Genomic DNA, 21,661 nt, shown 5'->3' with positions numbered 1-21,661 from the left:
AAAACCTGTTCGAAGCACCTGGAAAAACCGCCCGGGACATGCGCAATTCCACAAAACTCATCAAGAAAACCGCAATTCTATTGACTTGCCTTTTAGGAACGTCATGCATGTCGTCAAGCGCCTTCTCCGCGTCCTCAGGATCGGCTCAAGATCCGCTTCCTGAAGGGGTCAGCGTCCAGGGGATTGACGGCGGCCCGGGCTTCTACGGGAAGTTCTCGCCGACCCTGCCGGCCGAGCCGAACTTCTTTCCCCTGGGCGTGTGGTTTGAAAGCGTCCTGCAGGAAGAGGATATCGCCGCGGACCGCGGTGCCGGCCTGAACACCTACGTGCAGCTCACCGATGACTCGAATGTGGAGCTGGTGCGGGGCAGCGGCCTTCATGCGCTCCCCTCCACAGTGGTCCCCGGCGCTTCCGGGTTCGTCGTCTCCGATGAAGTGGACATGTGGGCAGGCGGGGGAAACTCCTCGTGGACCGGCAAGTCCCAAGGTGAAGGTGTGATCTGCGAGCCTGTGGCCTCCGAATGCGGTTTCACCGTCCAGGAAGCGCTGGTGAAACTCTTCCCGCCCCGGGCGTTGCTCTATTCCAATTACGGCAAGGGCGTAACGTTCCAACTCAAGAATCCGCAGGCCGCGCAATTCGTCAACAGCTACCAGGACGTCGTCTCCGCGGACAACTACTGGTTTACGGATCCCTATATCTGCAGCCATGTCGAAGGCGGGGCAGTTTTCGCGGATGGGCGGGATCTCACTGACGCGGAATGCCGCACCGGGGCCCACTACGGCTGGACGGTTGACCGGGTACGGTCCCTGGTCCAGCCCGCCGGCTCCAAACCGGTCTGGGCGTTTGTCGAGGTGGGCCACCCATTTTCCGAAAGTGATTCACTCACCATCAGTCCCGCCCAGCTTCGGTCCGCCGTATGGAGCAGCATCATCCACGGCGCCCGGGGAATCGTCTATTTCAACCACAATTTTGGCGGCCAGTGCCAGTCCCAGCATGTGCTCCGGGATGAATGCGGCACCGCGATCCGTCCAACGGTAGCCGCCGTGAACAAGCTCATCACCACCCTCGCTCCGGCGCTGAACACGGGTTCGGTAACGGGGCTCGTGACCGCAAACAGCAAGGACGTTGATTTCTCCGTGAAAGCCAATGCGGGCCACTTCTATATTTTGGCGGCAGCCACGCGTCCCGGGCCCCAGTCCGTGACCTTCTCTGTTCGGTGCGGCGGCCCGGACCAGGCAGAAGCGCTGGATGAAAACCGTTCGGTGCCCGTGTCGAACCACGCCTTTACGGACTCCTTCAGCGACGCCAATGCGGTACACATCTACCGCCTCAACGGAGGCAACACCTGCGGCCTTGGCTGAGGCCCCCCTTTCCCGGCCCTTGTGAAGGTCGACCTCGTGGAAGACGACTGCGCAGGCTAAGCATCATGTCCCGCCCATCCCGCTCCTGGCACGGGTGGGGCCCGCGACGCTGGATTGCGTCGCGGGCCCCTGCAGCTGCCCCGCCGGTTGTCCCCGGCTGCTAGGGGGTGGTGACTTCCACATCCACCCAATAGGTGGTGGCGTTCCAGGTGTTGCTCGGGAACCCTCCGGCGCCGTAGGCATAGACGCCGTTGGGACCGCTGGTGCCGTCAGCCAAACCGTGGAGGATGCCGCTGTCCGCCGACTTGCCGGCAAAGAAGGCGCCGTCTGCCGAGTAATACCCATTGGGCGCCAGGTACGAGACCACGTAGACCGTGTTGGCGCTGATAGGAATCGGCGTCGCGAACGTTGCCCGCTGCCATCCGGACGCGCCCTCATTGGTGAACGTGACCGAGCCCAGCAGTTGGCCTCCTGAGGTCCAGAGCTTGCCAACGTGCGTACCCGTGTTCTGCGGTCCCTTATAGAAACGGACCGCCGTGACGGTGGCGTTGGTGTCCGAGGTGAACTTCATGCCCAGTTCCACCGATGAGTTGTCCTGGGCGGTGACCGTGGATGGAACCGCGGTGGGAGCGAAGACGCTGCACGGGCAGCCGGCCGTTGGCTGCGGAGCCGTGGTGAACGACCAGGTATAGGGCGCTGCCATGGCCTGTCCGTTGCTTCCCTTGGCACCCGAAACCGTGGCCGTGAAGGTTGTGCTGTAGGCCAGCGCAGTGGCGGGGGTGAACACCGAGGTGTTGGTCAGCGTGTCATAGCTGAGGGTCCCGGGTACGTTGGCGTTTGCAGCATCCTTGACGTTGAAGACCACGGTGCTGGGGTCAACGGCCCTGTCGTAGGTCGCCTTCACCGTGCTGGTGGTGGCCACGTTGGTGGCACCGGCAGCCGGTGAGGTGGATGACACCGTGGGCACGCTGACCGACGCCGACCCGTTCAGCACCACATCCACCCAGTAGTTGGCGTTGTTGTAGCTGCTGGAGGGGAACGCGGAGGTGCCGTAACGGTACACGCCGTTGAGTCCGTCCACCCCGCTGGCCAGGCCGTGAAGCGGATAGTTGTCCACGCCTTTGGTGAAGAAAGCTCCGTCCGCCGAATAGTGCCCGTTGGGTGCGTAGTACGAAACGATGTACGTCGTGTTCGCCTGGATGGCCACGGGTGTGGAGAAGTTTGCCTGCTGCCAACCGGACCCCGACTCTCCGGTAAAGGTCACGCTGGCCAGCAACTGCCCTCCGCTGGTCCAGAGCTTTCCGGTGTGCGTGCCGGTGTTTGCGGAACTCTTGTAGAAGCGGACGCCGGTGACGTTCCCGGCAATATCCGAACGGAATTTCATCCCAAGTTCCACCGACGATCCGTCCGGCTGGTCAATGGTCCCGGGCAGGGCGTTCGCGGCAAACACGCTGCAGGGGCAATTGGCCGTGGGTTGGGCCACCGTAGTGAAGGTCCAACTGTAGGGCGCGGTCATTACCTGTCCCGCCGCATTCGTCGCCCCGCTGACGGTCGCCGTGTACGTGGTGTTGTAGGCCAGTGCTGAGCCCGGCGTGAACGTCACGGTGGTCCCCGAGTAGCTGCTGGTACCCGTCACGCTGGTGGTTCCGGCCTGGAGGGTGAAGGTAATGCTGTTGGCGGTAACCACCTGGTTGAACGTCGCGCTTGGTGCCGTATTGACGCCAATCGCCGTCGCCTTGTCTGCCGGCAGCGTTGACGTCACGGCGGGCGGGACAGGTGCTGTGGCGGTTGTAAAGGTCCACGAGTAAGGGCTTGCCATCGCTTGGCCGGAACTGTTCGTGGCACCACTGACCGTAGCCGTGTAGGTGGTGTTGTACGCGAGCGGGCTGCCGGGCGCAAAGGTGGAGGTGTTGGTCGCGGAGCTGTAGCTGGTTGTCCCGGGCACTGAGTTCAGGGACGGATCCAGCACGCTGAAGACCACCGAGGTGGGCACCACTGCCTGGTTGAACGTCGCTGACGGGGTCACGGAGATGGGCACACCCGTGGCCTGGTTTGCCGGCGATGTGCTGCTGACCGCCGGAGCGGGAGGTGGTGCCCCGGTTGTGAACGTCCAGGTGTAGGGGCTCGCCATTGCTTGGCCGGCCGCATTGGTGGCGCCGCTGACGGTCGCCGTGTACGTGGTGTTGTACGCCAGCGCGGCGGAAGGGGTGAAGGTGACTGTGCCCGAGCTGTAGGCGGCGTTGCCTGCCACTGCCGTGTTGTCAGGTTTCTTCAGCGTGAAGGTGATGCTGCCCGCCGTTACGGCCTGGTTGAAGGTAGCCGACGGCGCCTTGGTGATTGCGACGTTGGTGGCTGCATTGGCCGGGTCGGTCGAAGAGACTGCCGGCGGCACTGATGCCGACGGAACGAACTTGACGTCCACCCAATAGTTCTCGGCGTTGTAGGAGGACTGGGGAAAGACGCTGCTGGCCCCGTAGGTGTAGACGCCGTTGCCGGAGCTGGGGGTGTTCCTCAGGCCATGCAGCACGCCGCTGTCAAGGGACGAGTGTCCGGCCGGCATGGGCGACGGGTTGGGATACATGAAGCCTGCGGCCTGCGCATAGTGCCCCTGGGGGGCGAAGTAGGAGACCACATAGGTGGTGTTTGCGGTGATGGCCACTGGTGTGGCGAAGTTGACCGTTTGCCAGCCGGTTGCCGTCTCGTTGGTGAAGGTTGCCGTGGCCAGCCGGGCTCCGCCCGATGTCCACAAGCTGCCGACGTGCGTTCCCTTGTTCAGGCTTGACTTGTAGAAGGAGACGCCGGTGACGGTTCCTGCCGCCTGGGCGGTGAACTTCATCCCGACTTCCACGCTTCCGCCGTCGCCGGAATCGGGCGTGTCGGGGATCATGCTGGACCCGAAGATGGAACACGGGCAGGAAACGTTGACCGCAGCCCCGGATCCTGGCACCTCGGTGTTCCCCGAGTCGTCAGTGGCTCGGGTCTTCACGGTCACTGCCGGGCTGCCGTGCACCGTCCAGGTGTAGGACCAGCTGGTGGTCCCGGTGGCCGGGCGCCACGTGGTTCCACCGTCGCTGGATACTTCGACGCCGGCCACTACCCCGCCGGCGTCGGAGGCCGTTCCCGAGATGGTGACGCTGGAGCCGTCGGCAAGGGTCTGGCCGTTTAGCCCCGATGTGATGGTCGAAACGGGGGCGCTGGTGTCGGTGGACTTTGCCGCCGCTACCAGCCCCGTCATCAGGGTAACCGGCTGGACACCCATGTCGGCGAACAGGTTGACGGTGGCCTGCTGCATGTTTTTGTCGGGGGTACTCGTGGGAATGGTGAAGTTGTCCAGGCCGTAAGCCCATTGGACCGTGCCGGCGCCGAAGACAAGTGCGCCGCTGGGGGCGCGGTACATGATCAGGTTGTGTGTTTGGCTGGAAGCAGCAGTGGTGCTGCCGTAGTCAGTGAATGCCTCAGGCACCGAAACAGTGGTTGAGGACAATTTGAATGCGCCGGCAGGACGGAATCCGTTGTCGGCGTCGATGTCCCACTCGTAACCGAGCGTGTCCAGGCCGCTTCCGAGCGTGAGTGATTGGGTTCCCGTCAGTTTGGCGGCCGCAGTGTTGCGCCACAGCCGCATGCCCGCGTATTGCGCGGGGACTTTGATGTCCGCGGAGCCGGAGTTGACCAGGAAGAACTGTCCGGTCAGCGAGTTCTCGGGGTTTCCGCCACCGGTGGACGTGCCGAAGCGCGGGTCGCGCCAGGTCCCGGTCCATTCCACCGGGTCTACGGGCGTGTTGTAGTGGGTGTCCTTGTATGAGACCAGTGTGCGCCCGGAGGTCTGGCTGCCATCGATCGAGGCCTCCCAGCGGGTGCGCCAGAACGCCTCGTTGCCGCTGAAGAAGGCCAGGTTGACGCCTGCGTTCCGGGCGGCTTCCACGTTGCTGCGCTGTGTTCCGCTCCAGTACTCATCGTGTCCGGAGGACATGAACATTTTGTGGTTGAGCAGCAGCGGGCCTCGCGTCGCCGTGTCCAGGCCGCTGATGTAGCTGACGTCGTAGCCGTTCGCCTCCAGGAAGCGGATCATCGGGTATTCGGTGTCCATGAGCCAGCTGTGGCCTTGGTCGCCCGTGGAAAGGAACGGCCTGTTGTAGGACACCTTGAACGCTGACTTGTAGGCCTGTGGATTGCCGGTGGGGCATGCCACCGTGCATTGGTAGAGGCTGTTGCCGCCGTAAGTGTTGTAGGCCTGCCACGTTGTGTCGGACGTCTGCACCACGATGCCGCTCTTTCCCGCATCGTTGCGGACTACGAACGGAATCATGCTGTCCCCGCCGGTATCGTTGCGGACCAGGTGGGCGAAGTACACGCCCGAGACTGCGGATGCCGGGACTGTCCACGACGCGGAAACCCCCCAGTTTCCACAGTCGACGAGGCCCGTCCCGGACTGGGTCAGGCAGGCGGGCTGGGATTGCGGCAGTTTGGCCGTTAGTGGGATGCTGGCGGCGATCTTGCGGGCCCCGTTCCCCTGGTAGTAGCCGAATCGAAGAATGTCGATGTGGTAGGCGCTGGCGGTGGTCTTGATCTTGAAGCTGATGGATTCACCCTGGTTGACGCTCATCGCCGTTCCGAAGCCCTGGATGGACGAGTCGCCGGATCCGGAAACCTCCCAGTCCGAGGACGGGGTGCCGGGCAGTGAGTTTTCACACGCGACGGCGCTGGCAACGGGGGGCGTGCAGGCATCGGCGTGGGCCGCCGGAGCCTGGTAAAGAGTGGAACTGAAAGACAGCATCGCGGCGATAAGGAACAATACGGAAAAACTTGCTGCCGCACGCAGCCTGCTTTCGACGGGCTTTGATTTTGCAAACACTTTAACTCCATTTCGAGACGTGAATAGCGCCAGGTGCCTGCACTACCCGGATCAAGGAATAGGCGGCTATCGAGGAATGCGGGGATTAAATTCGGTCCTTAATTCAGGGAATTTATCCCCAACCCACTCCCCAGGAATGCAATTCATAATTGCGGCTGCTGTCATCCCGCTCCCACGCGGTGTTTTTTCGGCGCCGGGCCGCACGGCCCGCAAGCGCGAAGGCGGCATAGACGGCGGCATCCACCGCGGAGCCGGGACCCTTGATTGAATGCGCCAGTTGACTGGCCGTGCGTCCCGACTGCGTGCCCGGAACATCGCGGAGTTCGTTGTTCCCGCGATATACGCGCCTCAGGGTGGAGAGCAGGGCCTTTCCGGTCCGTGGCGTGCGGACTGTCACCGGCGGGCAGGCGATGACTTCTTTTTCGGAGGCGTCGAACAATCGGTCGATGTAACAGTCGTCGGCCGTGATGGGCGGAAATTCACCAAACCGTTCATGCCCCTTGCGGCTCAGGCCGTAAACGCCGGCACCCCACATCGATGCCGATGCCTGGGGCAGCCGGTTGCGTGCCCGGTAGTAGGCGCGGACCGGCCAGGAGGCGCCCGCTGTGTCATACGTGAAGGCGGGGCGGGCGCAAAGGGGCCCGCCGTCGTCGGACAATGCCTCCAAGGTGGCACGCAGGGCGGCCGGCGGCACCTCGATATCGGCGTCAACGTACAGCCGCGGCCACCCGCAGGCGGCTTGGTCGCCGGCGTTGAGGGCAGCGGTCTTGGACGCGGCCTCCACGGAGACAACCCGGACGCCCGGCACGGAACCGGCCACGGCTTCAGTTCCGTCGGTGCAACCGTTGCAGGCAACCACCACGTCCACCTTCCCGCTCGCGATGGGTGCGGTGAGTGCTGCCAGCGTCCGCCCGAGGACCGGGGCCTCGTTGTGTGCTGGAATGATGACCGTCCCGGAGGGGAAATCCCCTTCCTGGCCGGGGCCACCCGGGTAGGCGACGGCGTGCGGCAGGTCGGCCCATCGTGACTCCCTGGCGATCAGTCCCAGGATTCCCCGGTGGGCGGGCAGCGGTGCCCGCAGCAGGGCAGAAAGTACGACGGCGGCACGGAAGATTCGTGCGTAGCTTCCGTGATGGAATTTTCGGACATAGCGGATCCTGTTCGCCCCCATGAGGGCATCCAGGGACGGTGAGCTCCCGGACCCGCTTCGGGAATGGACCATGGCTGCAAGGGGCTCGAACCAGACGTCGGCCTTGAGCTCGCGGACACGGTGCAGGTAGTCCGTCTCCTCCGAGTACAGGAAGTAGGACTCGTCCCAGCCGCCGACCTGTTTCGCGATGTCGGAGCGGATCAGCAGCGCGGCGCCGGTGGCCCAATCCACCTTGTGCGGGTGGGCGTAGCTTTCGGCGTCGAAGTCCATTTCGGTCAGCCATCCGGGGCGTCCTTGGAACCTGCTTCCGAGGAGGGCGTCGCCCAGCGCGCGCGAGATGCTCGGTTCCCTGCGCAGCGAGGGGTAGACGCTTCCGTCGTCGTCTCGCAACAAGGGGACCACCACTCCCGCGCCGGTGCCCTCCATGGATTTCCGCAGGGCCATCACCGCGCCGGGGCAGAGCCTAAGGTCCGGGTTGAGGACCAGGTACGAATCCGCACTTCCCGCCTTCGCGCAGGCCGCATTGATGCCGCCCGCGTACCCGAGGTTCCCGCCGGTGGGGAAGGCGGCCACGCCTGGAAACTCCTGCAGGCAGGAAAGGGTCTCCGGGTTCGGCGAGTTGTCCGCAACCACTACCTTGATGGACTGTTCCCGGGTCTGCAGCCGGAGGCTCTCCAGCAGCCCGCAGACGTCCGCGCCGTTGTTGTAGGTCACCACCAGAGCGGCAACATCGGCGTGCTGGTCGGTCGGGGTGAAGTCCCCTGCCGTGGTGCCGGCCCGCCGGGTGGGACCGGAAGCGGGTCGAGGGGCGGGGCCTGTGCTTGGCCCGGGCGCGACGTTGGCACTGTGCCGGCGGAGCTTCAGGTAGGCTTCGGGCCCCTCCACGACGTACCGTTTGGCGAGCCGTCGTGGCTCCATGGCCAGCCGCCACGCCCATTCAAGGCCCATGGTGCTGACCTGCCGGGGCGCACGGCGTATGTGGCCGGCGAGGAAATCGACGACCGCCCCGAACGCCAGCAGGACCTTCGCCCCGGTCTGCGGCCCGTACTCCCCGATCCAGAGTTCCTGCCGTGGTTTGCCCAAACAGACCACCAGGATGTCCACTCCGGCGGCCCGGATGTCTGCACACAGTTCCGTGACGGCGGTGGCATCACCCAGCATTTGGCGGGACGGCGCCCACCAGCCGGCCACGCGCAGGGTGGGGCGCTCCGCTTCGATCCGCGTGGCAACCAATTCCTGGGCTTCCGGGCTCCCACCCAGGAAACCGACGGTCCGTCCTTGTGCAGCGGCGTCATCGAGGATGTGGCCGATCAGGTCACTTCCTGCGAGGCGGGGCCACCGTTGGCCGGTGAGTTCCGCCGCCTTGGCCACCAAGGGGGCGCCGTCCAGCAACGTCAGCCACTCCAACTGCGGGATCTCCAGCGTTCCTTCCCAGCGGCCGCCGGTCCCGAAGTGGTTGACGTGGTCCAGGTTCGCGGAGAGCACACCCAGGGGGGTCTCGGGGGCACCCGCGGCTCGTTCCATGATGGCTGCCAGGGCGTCCTCACGGCTCATCAGGTCGACCCTGACGCCACCCAGCGTGACAGCCCGCTGCAGCGGGCCCTCGAGGGCCGTTGTTCCCCGCGGTGTCACCAACCCGGCCATCCCCAGTTTGTGGATGCGGCGGGGCAGGCGCCCAAGTGCAGATGTCATTCCGGCTCCATGGTCACAGCGCAGGAGCACGTCGGCTGGAAAAGGGGTCTGCACTCCCCGTTTCAGCCTCGCGCCGGTCACCCGGCACGGCACCTGTCGCATCTGTCAGTGGTCGACGGATGCCATCGTTGGCAGGACTGCGAGGACCTGGTGTCCGGCCCGGAACCGTGGGCCGGACACCCAACGGCATCCGTGTGTCCCCACCGTAGGCCGGGGAAACCCCCTAGCCGGAGTCCGGCAGGCTACCTATGTGGGTACCCGCACGAACCTTTGTGGTGCCACAAACTGCCTGGCTAGGCCGGGGTGCGGAAGAACAGCTCCGAGACGGCGGCGAGGCGGAGGGGATCCTCCACTCCGCACAGCTCCCGTGCGGAATGCATGGACAGCAACGGCACGCCCACGTCCACGGTCCGGATGCCCAGCCTTGTGGCGGTGAGGGGTCCGATGGTGGAACCGCAGGGCACCACGTTGTTGGAGACGAATTCCTGGTACGGCACGCCCGCTTCGCCGCAAAGCCTGGCCCAGAAGGCCGCGCCAAACGCATCCGTGGCGTAGCGCTGGTTGGCGTTGATCTTCAGGAGCGGTCCCCCGTTGAGCACGGGGTGGTTGGCGGGGTCGTGCCGCTCGGCGTAGTTGGGGTGGACCGCGTGCCCGGCGTCGGCCGACAGGCAGAACGACGCCGCGAGGGCCTGCCGCCGTTCGCTCACCGTCGCACCCAGGCCGTCGGAGATGCGCACCAGCACGTCTTCAAGGATGGGTCCGCAGGCACCGGAGCGGGAGTTGGAGCCGATTTCCTCGTGGTCGAACGCTGCGAGCACGGCAATGGGTCCCCCGGCCGTGCCGGACGCAGCATGCGCGGCCAGGGCCGCAAGCCCGGCGTGCGTGGCCGACAGGTTGTCCAGCCGCCCGGATGCGAAGAACTCCCCCTTGCCCCCAAAAACCGCAGGCGCCTGCGTGTCCGCAATGACGACGTCGTACCCGCCAATGCCGGCAGGATCAACGGAGGCGCCGTCAACGGACGCGGCCAGGACGCTCAACAGGTCCGCATCGGTGGGGTTTCCCAGCCCCCACACCGGGTTCATATGGCGCTGCTTGTCCAGGGTAAGCCCGTCATTCACTGCCCGGTCCAGGTGGATAGCCAGCTGCGGGAAGCGGAGCAGCGGCCCGGTGGCGGCCAGGTGTTGCGTGCCATCGAGCATCACCAGCCGGCCGGCGAGCCGGAGCTCCCGGTCCAGCCAGGAGTTGAGCAGGGGCCCGCCGTAGATTTCCACCCCGGCCTGGAGCCAGCCGTGGGCGCCGGTGGTGGGCTTCGGCTTGAGCTTGAAGGACGGCGAGTCGGTGTGGGCGCCAAGGATATTGAAGCCGGTGGCGGGTCCGGCTCCTTCGGGAACCACCCAGGCGATCAGGGCGCCGTCGCGGATCATGAAGAAGGAGCCGGGCCCGCCCTCCCACGGCTGCAGCTCGTCCAGGCGGAGGAAGCCGGCTTCCTCCAGCCTCCGGCCGCCCTCGTGGGCAGCATGGAAGCTCGACGGCGATGCGCTGACAAAGGCGCCAAGGTCCTGGATGTGGTCTGCGGCAGAGGAAGTCAAAGGCATGGTCCCGAGTCTAATGCGGCCTACTCCACCGGCGCTGCGGCCTCGGATGCCCTTGCCGGTTCCGCTGCCATGGCCGCGTCCTTGCGCCGGTAGCGCAGCACGCCCACAGCAACCACCACCACCGCCAACGCGATGGAGAGCAACAGTGATTCGCGGGTCGATTCCACGATCACCATGCCGATAAGCAGGGCCACGATGCTGATGATTGCTGCCCAGGTGAGGTAGGGGAACAGCCACATCTTCAGCTGGAGGTCCTGTGCGGCGGCACCCATCCGGCGGCGGAGGATCAGCTGCGACACGGAGATGACCAGCCAGACGAAGAGGGCGATGGCACCGGAAGTGTTGACCAGGAACAGGAACACCGTGTCCGGTGCGATGTAGTTCAGGCCCACCGTGATGAAGCCGACCACCGTGGAAGCGAGCACGGCGGCGGCGGGAACTCCGCGCCGGGAGATCCTCGTCCAGGAGCGCGGGGCGTCACCGCGGGTGGAGAGCGAGAACAGCATGCGGCTTGCGGTGTACAGCCCGGAGTTGAGGCAGGACAGGACGGAGGTCAGGACCACGACGTCCATGATGGTGCCGGCACCGGGGATGCCGAACAGTTCGATGACCGCAACGTACGGGCTCTTGGCGACGGACGCAGAGTTCCAGGGGAGCAGGGTGACCACCACGGCGATGGAACCGATGTAGAACACCAGGATGCGCCAGACGGTTGACTTCACGGCCTTCTTGACGGCGTCCACGGGGTTTTCGGATTCGCCGGCGGCGATCGTGGCGATCTCGGCGCCGAAGAAGGAGAAGACGACCACCAGGATGCCGGCCAGGACGGCGCCCGGACCGTTGGGCATGAATCCGCCGTTGTTGAGCAGGTTGCTCAGGCCGGGGGCCGGGACGCCGGGGACCAGGCCCAGGATGGCGGCGGCGCCAAAGACCAGGAAGAGGACGATCGCGGCCACCTTGATGGAGGCGAACCAGAACTCGAACTCGCCGTAGGACTTCACCGAGCCGAGGTTGGTCAAGGTCAGCAGCACCATGAGGACCAGGGCCCAGACCCACTGGTCGATGCCCGGCACCCACCGGTGCATGATGGCCGCACCGGCGGTGGCCTCGATGCCCAGGACGATAATCCAGAACCAGGCATAGAGCCAGCCGATGCTGAACCCTGCCCAGCGGCCCAGGGCCTTGTCCGCATAGGTCGAGAAAGAGCCCGTTTCCGGGTTGGCTGCGGCCATTTCACCCAGCATGCGCATCACCAGGATAACCACGAGGCCGGCGGCTGCGTACGCGACAAGGATGCCCGGGCCGGCCTGCTGGATCGCGGCCCCCGAGCCGACGAAGAGCCCTGCACCGATCACGCCGGCTATGGCGATCATGGACAGGTGCCTGGGTTTCAGGGACTTTGAGAGTTGCTGGTCAGCATGCATGGAAGTGCCGTCCTGTTGGGAAATTGCAGAGGTTGTGCGACGTTCGTTGGTGCACCGCGGCGGACCGTGTGGTGCACCACATCGTCGTTTCACCCTAGGTCCGCCATTATGCGCCTTGCTTTGTGCACTCCAACAGATCTGGTTGCGCCTAACAGGACGGCACTCCAAGCAGGAACCATGATGGGCAAATAATGTTTCCCACCAGGCACTTTTGTAATGTGCCGGAAACCACGCGCCGGCCACGTCCGGGTGGCCGGCGCAGGATCTCCCTCCTACACGTCCCGGCGCTTCAGCAGGACGGCGGCGATCAGCACGGGGATCACCACCCAGGCGCCCAGGACCAAGGCCGCCTGCCATGTTTCGAGGGTGTCCGGCACGTGCTGGGCGGCGGTCAGCGGCTCAACCGTGTTGCCGGGCAGGTATTTCCGGGCCTCCTTGAAGAAGTCGCCGGGAATGAGCTGGAAAGCGATGGGTGCCACGAAGAAGATGCCCACCAGGCTCATGATGCCGCCGGCCGAGTTCCGAAGCAGCGTGCCCAGGGCCATGCCGATCGCGGCCACGGCTGCAACGTAGATGCTGTTGACCAGGAGCAGTTTCACGGATTCGGAACTTGCCAAGTCCAGCTTCAGTCCGTAGTTGTCCAGGATGGGAACCGCCACCAGTCCGGCCACCCAGGTGGAGAGGGCCGTGACCGCGAAGGAGACCACCATGACCACCACCAGTTTGGCAGTGAACGCAGGCAGCCTCTTGGGCACTGCCGCGAACGTGGACCGCGCCATGCCGGTGGTGAATTCCGAGCTCATCAAGAGCACGCCCAGGGACCCAAGGATCAGCTGGGCGAAGGCGATCCCCGAGGTGGGCACGCTGATGGCGAGGTCCCCGCCCTGGGAGGCTGCCCGCACGGCCGCCTGCGGATCCCGCGATGCCGCGTTGGCGAACTGGCCGGTGCCCCATGCGGACAGCGCACCAAAGCCCACCATCACAACCGCCGTGGCGGCGAGCAGGATCAGCGTTGAGAGCAGGCTCCGGAACTTGATGAGTTCCGAGTTGAGCACCCGGAAGAACGTGGGGCCCGGCAGGGACCCTCCGTGGCCGTGGCTGTGGCCTGCGGACGATGATGCCGGTTCGGGCGAAGCCGTGGATTCTGTGGTCATGGCGCTCATTATTTGCTTACCTCCGCGGCGGGCAGGGAGTGGTATTCGACGTCGTCCTTGGTCAGTTCCATGTACGCTTCCTCGAGGCTGGCCGTCAGGGGGGTGAGTTCATAGACCATGACCTGGTTTTCCAGGGCTGCCGCGGCGATTGCCTTCGGTTCGAGGCCGGTCACTTCCAGCATTTCCCGTTCCGGGACCTCGATCGAGGCGCCGCGGCCGGCCAGCAGCTGCCGCAGCCGGTCCGGCTGGTCCGTGCGGACGCGGACGCGGGCCTGGCCCTTGCCGGTAATGATGTCGCGGATGGGCGCATCGGCGATCACCCGGCCGCGGCCGATGACGATGAGGTGGTCGGCGGTCTGGGCCATCTCGCTCATGAGGTGGCTGGAGAGGAACACGGTACGTCCCTGCCCGGCGAGGTAACGGACCAGGTTCCGCACCCAGACCACGCCTTCCGGGTCCAGCCCGTTGACGGGTTCGTCCAGGATCAAGGTCTGCGGGTCGCCGAGCAACGCCGCAGCGATGCCCAGCCGCTGGCCCATGCCCAGTGAGAAGCCGCCGGCTTTCTTTCGCGCCACCGCGTCGAGGCCGGTCATCTCGATCACTTCGTGCACCCGGGATTTGGGAATACCGTGTGTGGCGGCCATGGCCAGCAGGTGGTTGTACGCGCTGCGGCTGGTATGGACCGCTTTCGCATCCAGCAGGGCGCCCACCTGCCGCAGCGGAGCCGTGTGCTTGACGTAGGGGAGGCCGTTCACTGTGACCGATCCCGATGTCGGCCGGTCCAGTCCCATGATCATGCGCATCGTGGTGGACTTTCCTGCCCCGTTCGGGCCCAGGAATCCTGTGACTTGCCCTGCCCTGACGGTGAAGCTGACACCGGCCACGGCGGTCTTCGCCCCGTACACCTTTGTCAGCCCGTTTGCCTCGATCATGAATTTTCCTTTTGACGGCAGCGCGTGGCTGCAGATGGCGTTCTGTGGGAGTTCACTCCCTACGCTAACGGGGCCACCGCCGCATTTCGCCCTACTCAGGGATGATTCAGGGGAGAATCAGGGTTGCTCCGGACCAAAGCCTTCCCTGTTCAGGGGCGTGGGGAGTAGTACGTCAGCGCGTTGCGCCGCACTGAATAAGCGACCCGGCGCACTCCGGCCAGTGCCTCACCGTCCACGGCAAGGGCCATGGGTGCGCCGTCGGCATCAATGGTGACCGTGGAGGCCTCGCGCAGGTGCGTGATCCTGGAACTTGCCACCGTTCCGGTCAGGACGGCCCAGAGCAGCCGCACGCGGGCGAACGACTCGTCGGCGGTGATCAGCCTGACGTCCAGTACGCCGTCGTCCATGACGGGCCGGATGAGCGGCGCGTGGTCCCGGGGGTAGTAGCGGCCCCGTCCAAGGTAGGCGATCCACACCTTGTGCCGGACACCGTCGACGGAAAGAGTGATGGGGGTTCCCGCGGCGAACGTGCGGAACATGGCCACGACGCCGGCCAGCGGCTTTCCAAGCGCGGGTTGCAGGTGCTCCCGGCGACGTACGAGATTGGGATAGAGGCCCACACTGGACGTGTTGAGCATGACCAGCTCGGACACTTCGGGATGGCCCGCGAGGCCACGCTCCGCGGTCACCAGGCCGATGTCCGCCAGTGCGGCCTCACCCTTGGTCGCCGCTTTCACGGCGTCCTTGAGGTTTCCGATCCCCGCGTCCCGCGCAAAGTGGTTGAGGGTTCCCCCGGGCAGAACCAGCAGGGGCAGGGAACGGTCGACGGCGGCAGCAGCCGCGGCGCCGACGGTTCCGTCGCCGCCCCACACACCCAGGGCAAGGGTCCCGGGGACGTCCGCGGTCGCGTTGATCTGCTGCACGAGGTCATCGTCCGGCTGCACGACGTTTATATGTGCCTTAGGGAATACATCTTTGAGGGCGGCGGCCGTTTCCACCTTGAAGGATCCACCCAGGGTGTTGACCACGATGCTGAGGCCTTCCCCACCGGGCAGCCCTGGAGCCTCGGTCCACGTCCGGGCCGTCTGCGGAATGGGCGGCCGGACCGGCCACCAGTGCCGGGTCACCAGGGCGGCGCCCGCACCGAGGGCCGAACCGAAGATGACGTCCGAAGGCCAGTGCGCACCGGTGTGGACCCTCGAGTAGGCCACACCAAGGGCCGCGGGCGCCAAAGCAGCGCCAAGGGCGGGCTGGACCAGGCCGGCGCCCACCGCGAAGGCGACGGCGGACGCTGAATGCCCCGAAGGCATGGAGGAACTCTGGGGCTGGGGGTGGACGAAGCGGAACACCGGGAGATTTTCCGGCTTCGGCCGGGTCCGGGGGAGCAGGGTCTTGAACACCATGTTCGTAACGGCCGAGGCGACGCCCTGGGCGATCAGCCCGTGGACGGCAGCGCGCCGGGATTTGCCGGGGAACAGCGCCAGGACGGCTGCGATACCGATCCAGAGCTTTCCCTGGTTCGCTGAGGCCGAGAGCCGTCGGAAGAACACGTCGTGGCTGCCGCCGGGAAGGTTAGAAACATGCTGGAGAAGGAATCTGTCGACGCGGCTGGGCCAACTCCGCCGGCGGTGCCTGGTGCTTTGCATGTGATCACCCTAAACCCCTGCCGCTTTAGCATTCGGTTCCACGCCCTTGCCTGCGCGGCGGCCCGGATCCTGTCAGGGCTCCTTGGTGTCCTCCAGCCGCAGGGGCCTGGCGGCACCGGCCAGCAGCAGTGCCACGAGGATCGGTGCCATGATCGCCAGCAGCGCGGTGTGGATGCCGGTGAGGTCGCCGAGGTACCCGAGCAGCGGCGGGCCGGCCAGGAACGATATATAACCCAAAGTGGATACAACGGATACGCGTGCTGCCGAATGCCTGGGGTCGTCGGAGGCTGCTGACATCCCCATCGGGAAAGCCAGCGCTGCGCCGACGCCCCACAGTGCCGCACCGATACCGGCCAGCCAGATGTTCGGCGCCAGGACGAAAAGGCCCAGCCCGGCTGCTGCGGCCGCCATGCTGGCCCGCAGCACGGCCACCCGGCCGTACTTGTCGATCACCCGGCCGCCGAGGAAGCGCATTGCTGTCATGGCAAGGACAAAGAGGGCAAACATGAGTGCGCCCGTGGACTCCGAGGTGGCCAGGCCGTCCACGGAGGCTTTGGCGATCCAATCGTTGCCGGCCCCCTCGGTGAGGGTGGCTCCCAGGACCACGACGCCGATCAGCAACGTCCTGCTGTCTCGCCATGCCGAGGGGCCCTTGGCAGGTTCGGGCTCCCCGGGCGTGGCTGCCGTGGAAATGTGGGGGAGGAAGAAGCGCGGCGCGGTCAGGGCCACCAGCACCACCACACCGGCAATGACCATCAGGTGCAGGGGAAGGTCCACGCCCAGGCTGGACAGGCCGGCGCCAACCAGTGCGCCTACGAACGCACCACCGCTGAAGGCAGCGTGGAATTGCGGCATGACAGTCCGGCGGAGTTTGTGTTCTACGTCCGCGCCTTCGATGTTTTGCGCAACATCCCACAGGCCGATGCCGATTCCGAAGAAGAACAGCGAGACCGCGGTTCCGGGTATGGAGGTGGCCGAGAGCGCCAGGGCGATGCCGATGCCCGCGGCGGCCGCCAGCAGGCCGGCGAAGCGGACCGTGTTCGCCGTTCCGATCCGGCCTACCACCATGCCCGCTGTGGGGAGCGCCAAAAGCGACCCGACGGCCGTGCAGAGCAGCAGCGTGCCCATCTGGCCGGAGGTGATGTGCAGCGTCTGCGTGACGGCCGGGATCCGTGCAGCCCAGCTGGCGAACACCAGTCCATTAATGCCAAAGACCACGAACGTGGCCGCGGCCGCCGCTTTCAGTCCAACGTGCTGTTCGGTGCCGGCGTTGGTGCTCATACGTTCACTACTTCCACAGAGTATTGGTCGAGTTGGGCTTGTTCCCGGCCACTGAATTTCCGGTCGGTGACAATCACGTCAACCCGGTCCAGGCCGCCGATAAGGACCCTCGCGTGCGCCTGCCATTTAGCCGCCGATGCGGCAACCACCACCCGCGCCGACGCGTCCAGGCCGGCCCTCTTGACCGCGGCATCGTCCAGGTCGTGGGCCAGGAGGCCGTCAGTAAAGTCAACGGCACAGGGGGTGAGCACGGCGGTATCAAAACGCAACGACCTGATGTTGGACTCCGCCAGGGGTCCGCGGAAACAGAGCTCACCGGGCACCAGGCTCCCTCCTGGCAGCAACAGTGCAGGCCTGGAGCCTGCGGCAGTGTCCCCGCCGGCGGCCGCATTGAGTCCGGGCAGGGACATCGGCATCAAGGTCAGTTCCCGGCCGGTCACGGCACGGGCCACCTCGGTTGCCGTGCTCCCGCTGTCCAGCCACACGTGTTCGCGTTCCAGCAGCAGCCCGGCGACGGCGGCGGCGATGCGCCTCTTGGCGTCCCGGTCCTCCAGCTCCCGGAGCCCGTAGCCGGGGTGCTGCCCTTGCCCGATCAGGCTCCTGGCTCCGCCGTGGATCCGACGGAGGACGCCGTTGCCTGCCAGTGCTTCAAGGTCGCGACGGATCGTGGCCCCGGAAGCATCGCAGGCCAGCATCAGTTCTTCGACGCTCACCTCGGCCTGCCGCCGGAGGATTTCGGCAATAGTCCTGTGCCGCTCATCCGTCTTCATGATCAAATGCTATCAATTGATGATCATTTGCTCATCAGACTGCTCACCGAATTCTCAGCGGGCGCGTTCCACCCGCTGTTCGTCCCAGACCGGTTCCGCTGATTCGTACACCTTCCCGTCCGATCCGAACACCAGGAACCGGTCGAACGTCCGAGCGAACCAGCGGTCATGGGTGACGGCAAGGACCATGCCCTCAAAGTGGTCAATGGCGCGCTCCAGCGCCTCGGCGGAGTGCAGGTCCAGGTTGTCCGTTGGCTCGTCCAACAGCAGCAGGGTGGCTCCGCTCAGCTGCAGGAGCAGGATCTGGAAACGCGCCTGCTGGCCGCCGGACAGCGACTCGTACTTTTGCTCGGACTGTCCCGCCAGGCCATAGCCGTCCAGGGCGCCGGCGGCCGCCTCCCGCCCCAGCCCCGAACGGTGTTCGTCACCGCGGTGCAGGATTTCCAGGAGCGTCTTGCCCAGGAGATCCGGCCGGACATGGGTTTGGGCAAAGAACCCGGGCCGGATCCGCGCACCGAGCTTGACGGTCCCTTCGTGCGGGACCTCGGCGATTTCCACATCGGAGACCGGCAGGTGTTCCCGCTCGGGGTCGGTGCCGCCGGTGGCGAGCAGCCGCAGGAAGTGGCTCTTGCCGGAGCCGTTGGAGCCGAGCACGCCGACCCGGTCGCCGAACCAGACCTCGGTGGAGAAGGGCTTCATCAGGCCGGTCAGTTCCAGCCGTTCGGCAACGATGGCGCGCTTGGCGGTTCGTCCGCCTTTGAGCCGCATCTGGACGTTCTGCTCGATCGGCAGTGCCTCCGGCGGACCCACTTCGAGGAACTTTGCCAGCCGGGTCTGGGCGGCGTGGTAGCGGTTGGCCATGTCAGAGCGGAACGCGGCCTTGTTCTTGTACATGTTGACGAGTTCCTTGAGCTTGATGTGCTCCTCGTCCCAGCGCTTCCGCAATTCCTCGAACCGGGCGTTCCGGTCCGCGCGGGCCTCCACGTACGATTCGAATCCACCGCCGTGGATCCATGCGGCGGCTCCGTTGATCCCCGGCTCCAGGGTGACAATGCGCCCGGCGGCGTTGTTCAGCAGCTCGCGGTCGTGGCTGATGAAGAAGACGGTCTTCCTTGACTCGTTCAGCTTCTCCTCGAGCCAGCGTTTGCCCGGCACGTCAAGGTAGTTGTCCGGCTCGTCCAAGAGGAGGAGGTCGTCCGGGCCTGCGAACAGTGCTTCCAGCACCAGGCGCTTTTGCTCGCCGCCGGAAAGGGTCGACGCCGGGCGGTGCTGTGCGCGGTCAAACGGCAGTCCCAGGGCGGCCATGCAGACCTCGTCCCAGACGGTCTCGACGTCGTAGCCTCCGGCGTCCCCCCAGTCCACGATGGCCTGTGCGTACCGCATCTGGGTGGGCTCGTCGTCGTGCTCCATCATGGCCAGCTCGGCATCATCCACCTCGCGCGCAGCGGCCGCCAAAGCCGGGGGAGCAGCGGACACCAGGAGGTCCCGGACTGTTGAACCGTCACGGACCTGCCCCACGAACTGGCGCATGATGCCCATGTTCCCGGACCGCCCGATGACGCCCTCATCCGGGACCAGGTCTCCGGCGATGATCCGGAAAAGCGTGGTCTTTCCTGTGCCGTTGGGCCCGATCAAGGCGGTCTTGGTACCGTCCGGGACCTTGAAGGTGACTCCGTTCAGGAGCTGGGTGCCGTCGGAGAGGAAGTAGTCGATGCCGGAAACGTCAATATGGGCCACGCCGTCAATCCTCCCACGGCGGAGCCTAGCCGGCGGCGGTGAGGAACTGCTTCAGCAGCGGACCCGAGGTGGTGGCGCCCAGGCCGCCGTCTTCCACGAAGACGGCCACCGCCAGGTCCCCGTGGACGGCCACGATCCACGCGTGCGTCTTGGGCGGGTTCTCGGTGCCGAACTCGGCCGTTCCGGTCTTCGCCCCTACCGGTGCCCCGGGGACGCTGGACAGGAAGCCTGCATGCCCGGAAGTAACCACGGCGCGCATCATGTCAGCCAGCGATGCCGCCTCCGCTGCCGTGATCGGTTTGTCCGACGCCGTGGACGGCGCCTCGGCCGTCGCCGTGGCAGTCGGTGCGGCGGCCGGGGCAGTGGACCCCGCGGTGGTTCCCGCAGCGGGGGCAGCGGCATCGGGGTTGAGGACAAGCTGCGCCGAAACGGGGGCGCCCTTGGCAACAGAGCCGGCCATGATCGCAGCAGCCAGGGGGGAGAGCAAAACCTTGCCCTGGCCAATCATGGAGGCCGCGTGTTCGGTGCCCTGGGCCTGCCCCGGCACGGAACCCAAGAACGCTTCCGCCCCGAGTTTCGGCGCTTCCACCGCGACGCCCATGGAGGTGGCCGCGGCTTCGAGCTGGCTCTGCGATACCGAGTCGCGCTGGGAAATGAAGGCGGTATTGCAGGAGTGCGCAAAGGCGTCCCGGAGGGTCACCGCGCCAAGGGAGGTCGCGGGGTAGCCCTCGGAGTTCTTGAAGGTGCGCCCGTCTACTGTGAGGGTGGGGGTGCACTGGACGGTGGAATCGGGATTCATGCCGTTGCGGAACATGGCCAGGGAATCCACCATCTTGAAGATCGAGCCCGGGGCGTACTGGCCCAGCATGGCCGTGTTGTAGCCGTTGCTGCCCGGGCCGGAGGCGGCGGCGAGTACGGCGCCGGTGGAGGGCCGGAGCGCCACGATGGCCGACGCCGGGCCCACACCCTCCAGGGTGGACTCAGCCAGGGTCTGGAGGCGCGGATCGAGGGTGGTCTTCAACGGCGTACCGGGCTTGGGTGCCACCTCGAAAAGGACGCGCCTGGGGTCGGTGCCGGCGGACTGGATCTGTTCGCGCGTCAGGTCGGCCCGCTGCGCCCGGATGACCACGGCATCTGATCCTCGGAGCTGTGCGTCGTACTGCTGCTGGAGCCCGCCGATGCCCGTGACATCCCCTGCGTCCAGGGCGCCTTCGGATGCATCGATCTGTTCCGCGGTGGCTTCGCCGACCGAACCGAGCACGGCGCGGGCAAACGTCCTGCTGGGAGCCAGCGGCATGGACGCGGGGATGCCGCGCGCTCCGGGGATCGCCTGGATCTGTTGATCCGAGATGGTCCTGCCTTCTTCACGCAGCGTGATGGCAGGGACAAAAGCCTGTGCACCGGCAGCCTTGACCTGTTGCGCATACGCCGCCGGGTCCACTCCCACCAGCGCGGCCAGCTTGCCGGCGGAATCGGAGGGGTCTGCGGCGCCCAGTTGCGGCTTGTCGATACCGACATTCACCACGGGACGGTAGGTGACCAAGGGTACGTCGCCGGCACCAAGGATGTCGGCACGCTGGGGGGACTGGGAGCCCTTGGTGACAATTTCACTGTCCGTCAGGCCGGGTGCCAGGAGGGCCGGGTCCCACACCGTCAGCCACTTGTCCCCTGACTTCTTGAAGTTCGCCGAGCTGGTGTACTTCCATTCGGCGTCGCCGAACTTCCAGGTATAGCTCAGCGGCGCGGACGCTTTATCGCCGTCGAGGGTGAGTCCGCCTGCCTGGACCTCGGGCTTCTGCGGATCCAGGGCAGCGAAGACCTGGTGCAGCTGGTCGTTGGCCGCGGCGGCGTCCTTGCCGTCAAAGGCCACCGAGCCAACGTCAAGCGATGAGACCGCGCCGGCCAACTGCTGGGCCGCGGCTTCGGCCCCGCTCTTACCGTCGTCGCAGGCCACCAGGGAGGTACCCAGGACGAGCGCAGCTACGGCAAGCGAAAGTTTTGTTGATTTCCCCATGCGGCCATTATCCCCCGCCCCGGCACCGTGCTGTGCCGTGCCGTCGCGGGCCA

General features: G+C 65.9%; 12 protein-coding genes. 1 reads left to right on the top strand and 11 read right to left on the bottom strand.

Annotated features, from left to right (window positions below):
* The first annotated feature begins 107 nt into the window (after window positions 1-107).
* Window positions 108-1,361 (top strand): hypothetical protein, encoded by a 1,254-nt coding sequence (locus AC4EEO_RS19190; RefSeq protein ID WP_491328954.1) that lies wholly within the window; start codon window positions 108-110, stop codon window positions 1,359-1,361.
* Between the two features lie 160 nt (window positions 1,362-1,521).
* On the opposite strand, the gene AC4EEO_RS19185 is transcribed toward AC4EEO_RS19190, so the two are convergent.
* From AC4EEO_RS19185 to AC4EEO_RS19135, 11 genes are all read right to left on the bottom strand, one after another.
* On the bottom strand, window positions 1,522-6,213 hold the full coding sequence (locus AC4EEO_RS19185) for a DUF4082 domain-containing protein (RefSeq protein ID WP_491339504.1): 4,692 nt from the start codon (window positions 6,211-6,213) through the stop codon (window positions 1,522-1,524).
* A 112-nt stretch (window positions 6,214-6,325) separates the two neighbouring features.
* The gene (locus AC4EEO_RS19180) at window positions 6,326-9,055 is read right to left on the bottom strand and encodes a WecB/TagA/CpsF family glycosyltransferase (protein WP_491339503.1); all 2,730 of its coding nucleotides are present in this window, start codon (window positions 9,053-9,055) and stop codon (window positions 6,326-6,328) included.
* Between the two features lie 293 nt (window positions 9,056-9,348).
* Window positions 9,349-10,650 (bottom strand): M18 family aminopeptidase, encoded by a 1,302-nt coding sequence (locus AC4EEO_RS19175; protein ID WP_133832409.1) that lies wholly within the window; start codon window positions 10,648-10,650, stop codon window positions 9,349-9,351.
* 20 nt (window positions 10,651-10,670) lie between these two features.
* Entirely contained in the window at window positions 10,671-12,074 is a 1,404-nt protein-coding gene (locus AC4EEO_RS19170) for an amino acid permease (RefSeq protein ID WP_018762839.1), read from the bottom strand.
* A gap of 272 nt (window positions 12,075-12,346) precedes the next feature.
* Entirely contained in the window at window positions 12,347-13,237 is an 891-nt protein-coding gene (locus AC4EEO_RS19165) for an ABC transporter permease (protein ID WP_231369906.1), read from the bottom strand.
* On the bottom strand, window positions 13,237-14,160 hold the full coding sequence (locus tag AC4EEO_RS19160) for an ABC transporter ATP-binding protein (protein ID WP_109044837.1): 924 nt from the start codon (window positions 14,158-14,160) through the stop codon (window positions 13,237-13,239). The genes AC4EEO_RS19165 and AC4EEO_RS19160 overlap by 1 nt, the downstream gene beginning before the upstream one ends.
* Before the next feature lie 149 nt (window positions 14,161-14,309).
* On the bottom strand, window positions 14,310-15,806 hold the full coding sequence (locus tag AC4EEO_RS19155; RefSeq protein ID WP_133832411.1) for a bifunctional phosphatase PAP2/diacylglycerol kinase family protein: 1,497 nt from the start codon (window positions 15,804-15,806) through the stop codon (window positions 14,310-14,312).
* A 72-nt stretch (window positions 15,807-15,878) separates the two neighbouring features.
* Window positions 15,879-17,087 (bottom strand): MFS transporter, encoded by a 1,209-nt coding sequence (locus tag AC4EEO_RS19150; RefSeq protein WP_018762835.1) that lies wholly within the window; start codon window positions 17,085-17,087, stop codon window positions 15,879-15,881.
* A complete protein-coding gene (locus tag AC4EEO_RS19145) occupies window positions 17,084-17,857 on the bottom strand; it encodes a DeoR/GlpR family DNA-binding transcription regulator (RefSeq protein WP_133832412.1) in 774 nt (257 codons plus the stop codon). The genes AC4EEO_RS19150 and AC4EEO_RS19145 overlap by 4 nt, the downstream gene beginning before the upstream one ends.
* Before the next feature lie 54 nt (window positions 17,858-17,911).
* Window positions 17,912-19,594, bottom strand: a complete 1,683-nt coding sequence (locus AC4EEO_RS19140) for an ATP-binding cassette domain-containing protein (RefSeq protein WP_491339502.1) — start codon at window positions 19,592-19,594, stop codon at window positions 17,912-17,914.
* 25 nt (window positions 19,595-19,619) lie between these two features.
* Window positions 19,620-21,608 carry a penicillin-binding transpeptidase domain-containing protein gene (locus tag AC4EEO_RS19135; protein WP_018762832.1) on the bottom strand — a complete coding sequence of 663 codons (1,989 nt, stop codon included), beginning with the start codon at window positions 21,606-21,608 and terminating at the stop codon, window positions 19,620-19,622.
* Between the last annotated feature and the right edge of the window lie 53 nt (window positions 21,609-21,661).

This window comes from Pseudarthrobacter sp. MOO13 (genome assembly GCF_058267655.1).
The sequence above is the reverse complement of the archived record's forward strand: the minus strand, read 5'-3'. Positions and strand labels throughout refer to the sequence as shown.

What these genes read in the sequence shown, in the direction of transcription:
- AC4EEO_RS19190 (WP_491328954.1), top strand. Translation starts at nt 108, where the DNA reads ATGTCGTCAAGCGCCTTCTCCGCGTCCTCAGGATCGGCTCAAGATCCG.
- AC4EEO_RS19180 (WP_491339503.1), bottom strand. Translation starts at nt 9,055, where the DNA reads ATGACATCTGCACTTGGGCGCCTGCCCCGCCGCATCCACAAACTGGGG.
- AC4EEO_RS19175 (WP_133832409.1), bottom strand. Translation starts at nt 10,650, where the DNA reads ATGCCTTTGACTTCCTCTGCCGCAGACCACATCCAGGACCTTGGCGCC.
- AC4EEO_RS19170 (WP_018762839.1), bottom strand. Translation starts at nt 12,074, where the DNA reads ATGCATGCTGACCAGCAACTCTCAAAGTCCCTGAAACCCAGGCACCTG.
- AC4EEO_RS19165 (WP_231369906.1), bottom strand. Translation starts at nt 13,237, where the DNA reads ATGAGCGCCATGACCACAGAATCCACGGCTTCGCCCGAACCGGCATCA.
- AC4EEO_RS19160 (WP_109044837.1), bottom strand. Translation starts at nt 14,160, where the DNA reads ATGATCGAGGCAAACGGGCTGACAAAGGTGTACGGGGCGAAGACCGCC.
- AC4EEO_RS19155 (WP_133832411.1), bottom strand. Translation starts at nt 15,806, where the DNA reads ATGCAAAGCACCAGGCACCGCCGGCGGAGTTGGCCCAGCCGCGTCGAC.
- AC4EEO_RS19150 (WP_018762835.1), bottom strand. Translation starts at nt 17,087, where the DNA reads ATGAGCACCAACGCCGGCACCGAACAGCACGTTGGACTGAAAGCGGCG.
- AC4EEO_RS19145 (WP_133832412.1), bottom strand. Translation starts at nt 17,857, where the DNA reads ATGAAGACGGATGAGCGGCACAGGACTATTGCCGAAATCCTCCGGCGG.
- AC4EEO_RS19135 (WP_018762832.1), bottom strand. Translation starts at nt 21,608, where the DNA reads ATGGGGAAATCAACAAAACTTTCGCTTGCCGTAGCTGCGCTCGTCCTG.